The following is a 4636-nucleotide window of genomic DNA, read 5'->3' on the forward strand; positions in this document are numbered from 1 at the left end:
CTTATTTACTGAGCAGGATTTGTCGAGGGTAGTTTGTGATGTATTCGAATCCTGTTTCGGTGACGACGACGGAGTCGCCGATCCGGCCAGCGGTTACGCCATCGACTGAGATGCCGCCATCGACGGCGAAGGTCATTCCCGGTTGCAGCACGGTCTTGTCGCCGGCCTTCAGCTCGGGCGCTTCGAGGTAGGCGACGCCGATGGAGCGGCCTGTGCGGTAGCCTGTCTCATACCCACGTTCCTGATAGACTTCGTTGGCGGCTGCGGCGACGTCCTCGGCCAGAACGCCGGGACGGATCGCGTGGATCGCGGCCTGCTGGGCGTCGATCGCAGCCTGCTGCACTTCGCGGTCCAGATCCTTGACGTCGCCGACATGGAACATGCGGTCAAAGCCCAGCTTGTATTGCTTGAACTGCGCCATGTTGCAGAAGCAGAAGTAAACCGGATCGAACTTCTCATAGGCTTTCACGCTGGCGCGGCCATGCACCATCGAGGTTTTCTTGCCGCTTTGCACGATCTGCAGGTTGTGGATCATGGGCGAGACGAAGCTGTCCCAACCCTTATCGGTCAGAAAGCCCGCCGCCTTGCGCGAACCCGCATCAATCACAGCCAGCGCACTTTCGTATTCCTGCGCGCCTTCCTTCAGCGAGTTATGTGCGGCCAGCATCATCGCGCCTGCGATCTCACCGGCCTGCTTCATCACCTCGATCTCAAGCGGCGACTTGATGGTGCGCATCGCGCCCAGCACCGGCGAGATATCCTTGAGCGGAACGCCCGGATAGGTCTCGTCCAGGTGATTGCGGACAATCGCCGGGATCGAACTTTTTTCGATCCAGATCTCGGACGGGTTTTCACCCAAGGCACCCGCCAGAGCGCGGCCCCAGGTGCGCTGACCGATATCTTCCCAGGTGCGCACATCCTCGACCCAGGTCATGGCACCGACCATTTCCGATTCCATCAGCGGGGTGATGACGATGGGGGCATCGTCAGCATCCACCACCAACATCGACGGGCGGCCGAACTCGATCCCCAGATAGCCCCAGAAGCCGGCCAGATAAGCCATCGAACTTTCGTCAGTAAACACGGCCTTCTGGATGCCCGCATCTTTCATGCGGCCCTGAAGCTCGATTGTTCTTTGTTTTGCGTGTTCAAGCATGTGCCTACATCCTTCAAGAAAAGCCATCGGCATGACACTAAAACCGAAGGCAGGGTTGGTCCTAGGGAAACGCCATGCTCACACAGCATGGACGACCGCTTCTTTTTTCGAATAATCCGTGCCGCCCGCCTTTCACGCGGGCGACACGATTCACACCTCAGTCGAGGAGGCCCGGCAGGAACAATGCCACGGGCGGTATGAAGGTCACAACAAAGACCATCGGCAGGTGACCCAGCAGCAGGAACTTCAGGGTCGGGCCGACATAGGTCGACAACGGCTGCCGGGTGACACCACCGGCCATGTAGAGCAGCGGCGCACAGGGCGGAGAGATGTTGCCCAGGCCCAGGTTGGTGCCCACGATGGCAGCAAAGTGGATCGGGTCCAGACCGATCTTCTGCGTCACCGGCAGCAGGATGATCGCGGCCAGAACACCACCCGATACGTCATCGATGATCATGCCCATGATCAGCAGCAGCAGGTTGATCAGCAACAGGATGACAATCTTGTTCTCCGAGATGGTCAGCAGCAGATCGGCAAACTGGGTCGGCACCTTGGCCAGAACCATGCCGCGGCTCATGACGAACAGGAAGAACAGGACCATCAGGATCGCACCGGTCAGACGCGCGGCCTCGACTGTCGAGTTGAACAGCTTGTCAAACGGCAGCGTGCGATAGATCAGCAAACCAACAGCCAGCGTATAGACCAGCGCCATCGAACCGGCCTCGGTCGGTGTGGCGATCCCGCTGTAGATGCCGCCCAGAATGATCACCGGCATGATGATCGCAAGGCTGGCACGTTTGCCGGTCTGGCCGATATCTTTCACGGTGTCAGAAAAGGACAGTTTTTCCGCGACCGTGATCGTTGTGTTGTTGCGCAGGAACCAGAAGTTGAGCGCACAATAGGTGGCGGCCAGCAGGATCCCCGGACCCATGGTCGCCAGGAAGCACTTGGCCACGGATTCGCGGATCGCAATCGCGAAGACGATCATCGGAATACTTGGCGGGATCATCAGCGCCAGAACAGACGACACCGCAACAAGAGCGGTTGCGTGCCCCGGGGGATACCCTTCCTTGATCATGCGCGGGACCATGATTTTGCCGATGGCGGCAATCGCGGCCGAGGCTGATCCGGAAATCGCGCCGAACAACGCGCAGGTGACAACGGTCACCGCACCCAGACCGCCCTTGGTGCGGCCCACAAACGAGTTGACAAAATCCAGCAGCCGCTCGGAGATCCCCGACGCCCCCATCAGGGTGCCCGACAGGATGAACAGCGGAATGGCCAGCAGCGAGAAGGCGCTGACCTGCGAATAGCCAAACCCGGCATGGAACGAGATATCCGTACCCTGCAGCGTGCCAAACACAAGGGCACCAATGCCGAAGGCAAAGCCCACCGGGACTTCGATCAGCAGCAGGAAGATGACAATCGCGATGGCGATGAAGAACAGCGTCATATCATTCTCCTCCCTTACCGGTGATCAATGCGCGGGCTTCGAGGAAGATCTGAAGCAGCATGTAGAAACTCATCAGCACGAAGCCAAAGACCATGCTGAGATCCCACATGTATTTGGGGAATTTCATATAAGAGCTCTTGCGGTTCAGGTTGATATTGAACTGCGCGAAGTCCCAGGCGTATTTGGCAAATACAACCAGTGCGATCAGACAAACGACCGAGCCGAACAGACGCAGCGCCAGCAAGGCCTTCCGGTCCCGGACAACCAGCGACATGACACCACCTTCGATGTGGTCGCGCTCACGCGAGCAATAGGCCATGCCGATGAAGTAGATCCAAAGGGCCATCATCGGGGCCAGTTCTTCGATACCAAGGAACGGAGAGGCGATGACGTAGCGCATGAACACCTGCGCCGCCATGACCAGACCCAGCAGGATCATGGCTGCGAACATGATCACCCGCATCAACCAGGCAACCTTGGCCTCGAGGCTGTAAAGGCCTCCCAGACCGCGATAGACAGGCTGATCCCGATCTTCCGGCGCAGGCACCGGTATGATCGGTGACGGCACCAGAACGTCGTCCAGACTGTCCGTGTGCAGAATATCTTTGGTCATTTCTCCTCCCTTCCTCCAAAGGAAGACACGCGCAAAGCAGGCTTTGCGCGTGTCCCGTGCCAGCGTTATTCCACGCCAGCTGCTTTCTTGATCTCGCCCATAACTTCGGCGCCGATGATCCCTTCCATGTAGGGGTATTCAACGGCCACGATCTTTGCTCGATAGTTTTCCAGCTGCTCTGGTGTCAGCTCGACCACTTCAATCCCGGCGGCTTCGATCTGCTCGAACCATTTCGGGCTTTCCGCTTCAGCATTTTCCCAGGCCCAGCTCACAGCTTCATTTGCTGCTTCTTTTACCCAGCCCTGCTGCTCTTCGCTCAGACCGTCGAACCATGCCTTGTTGGCGGTCCAGAAGGTGTGCTCAAAGTTTTCGCGGGTGAAGACGTAGGCGCTCAGGACGTCCTTGAACAACAGAACCTCGGATGGCGGCGAATAGGCCCGGCCATCGATCGCGCCGGTCTGCAGTGCAGTGTGCACCTCGGAGAACGCCATCGGAACAGCCGAGAAACCGGTCGCCCTGTAGCGCTCGATCGCCATCGGCTGGCCCGGAACGCGCATTTTGAAGCCTTCGGCATCTTCGGGGAAGTTCACAGGAACATCGACGCCCTTGCGCACGACAAAACCGGTGAAGTCGGTCGGGATCGTGCCCAGCAGCTCCATGCCCAGATCGTTCATGACGCCGTTATAGACTTCGTTCATGGTCGAGCCGGGGCCGTAAACTTCTTTACCCTGCTCCCAGTCATTGGCGATGTAGCCCAGAATCGACACGTCCCAGCGGGGGTCAAGCTCGGAGTGGTTCCACGACATGGTCATCTGAACCGCACCCTGGGCAACCTGCTCAACGATCGACGTCCAGTCACCCAGATCACCGCCCGGGTGATACGAAACAGACATGGTACCACCGGACAGCTCGTCCAGACGCTCCATGAATTGCTCGGATACTTTGTGGAAGATGTGTTCCTGATCCATCACGTGACCCAGGATGATATCCTGAGCCGATACACTGGACGCGGCAAACCCGGCAAAGCCGAGCGCAACAGCACCAGTCTTCAGAATTTTCGATACCTGCATTTGCGAAGATACCTCACTTTAATGCGAACTCTGCCTGCTTTCGGGGCGGCCCCAGCAGACTGGCAGAGTTATTGACCTGTATACAGCTATATGTCAATAATTGATTTATGGCAGCATTATATGCCGTTACCTAAAGAAGGTGCATGCAGGTTATGAAGACTGATCCAAAATCCCTGTTCGATGAAGGCCGCCACAATCGCGCAAAAATAGGATTCGTACTGCTCGCTACAGAGCAGACAATCGAAGACGACATGATGACAATAATGCCCAATGGCGTAGGCACACACTTCACGCGCGTCGCCATCCCAAACAGCATAACCGTCAAAAACTTGACCGATGTCGGA

At 57.6% G+C, this 4636-nt stretch carries 5 protein-coding genes; all 5 read right to left on the minus strand.

Annotation, left to right across the window (positions count from 1 at the left end):
• Position 1: 1 nt before the first annotated feature.
• A complete protein-coding gene (locus ACR0NF_RS21670) occupies positions 2-1156 on the minus strand; it encodes a M24 family metallopeptidase (protein ID WP_480659508.1) in 1155 nt (384 codons plus the stop codon).
• A gap of 157 nt (positions 1157-1313) precedes the next feature.
• A complete protein-coding gene (locus ACR0NF_RS21675; protein WP_480659507.1) occupies positions 1314-2609 on the minus strand; it encodes a TRAP transporter large permease in 1296 nt (431 codons plus the stop codon).
• Between the two features lies 1 nt (position 2610).
• Complete coding sequence (locus ACR0NF_RS21680; protein ID WP_480659506.1) at positions 2611-3222, minus strand: TRAP transporter small permease; 612 nt, start codon at positions 3220-3222, stop codon at positions 2611-2613.
• A 65-nt stretch (positions 3223-3287) separates the two neighbouring features.
• Positions 3288-4292 carry a TRAP transporter substrate-binding protein DctP gene (gene dctP / locus ACR0NF_RS21685; protein ID WP_480659505.1) on the minus strand — a complete coding sequence of 335 codons (1005 nt, stop codon included), beginning with the start codon at positions 4290-4292 and terminating at the stop codon, positions 3288-3290.
• Positions 4293-4408: 116 nt separating this feature from the next.
• A partial coding sequence (locus tag ACR0NF_RS21690; protein ID WP_480668233.1) for a hypothetical protein occupies positions 4409-4636 on the minus strand: 228 nt, incomplete at its 5' end.

Source organism: Ruegeria sp. CF4 (assembly GCF_056537345.1).

Coding starts and splice junctions, on each gene's coding strand:
- ACR0NF_RS21670 (WP_480659508.1), bottom strand. CDS start 1,156: ATGCTTGAACACGCAAAACAAAGAACAATCGAGCTTCAGGGCCGCATG.
- ACR0NF_RS21675 (WP_480659507.1), bottom strand. CDS start 2,609: ATGACGCTGTTCTTCATCGCCATCGCGATTGTCATCTTCCTGCTGCTG.
- ACR0NF_RS21680 (WP_480659506.1), bottom strand. CDS start 3,222: ATGACCAAAGATATTCTGCACACGGACAGTCTGGACGACGTTCTGGTG.
- dctP (WP_480659505.1), bottom strand. CDS start 4,292: ATGCAGGTATCGAAAATTCTGAAGACTGGTGCTGTTGCGCTCGGCTTT.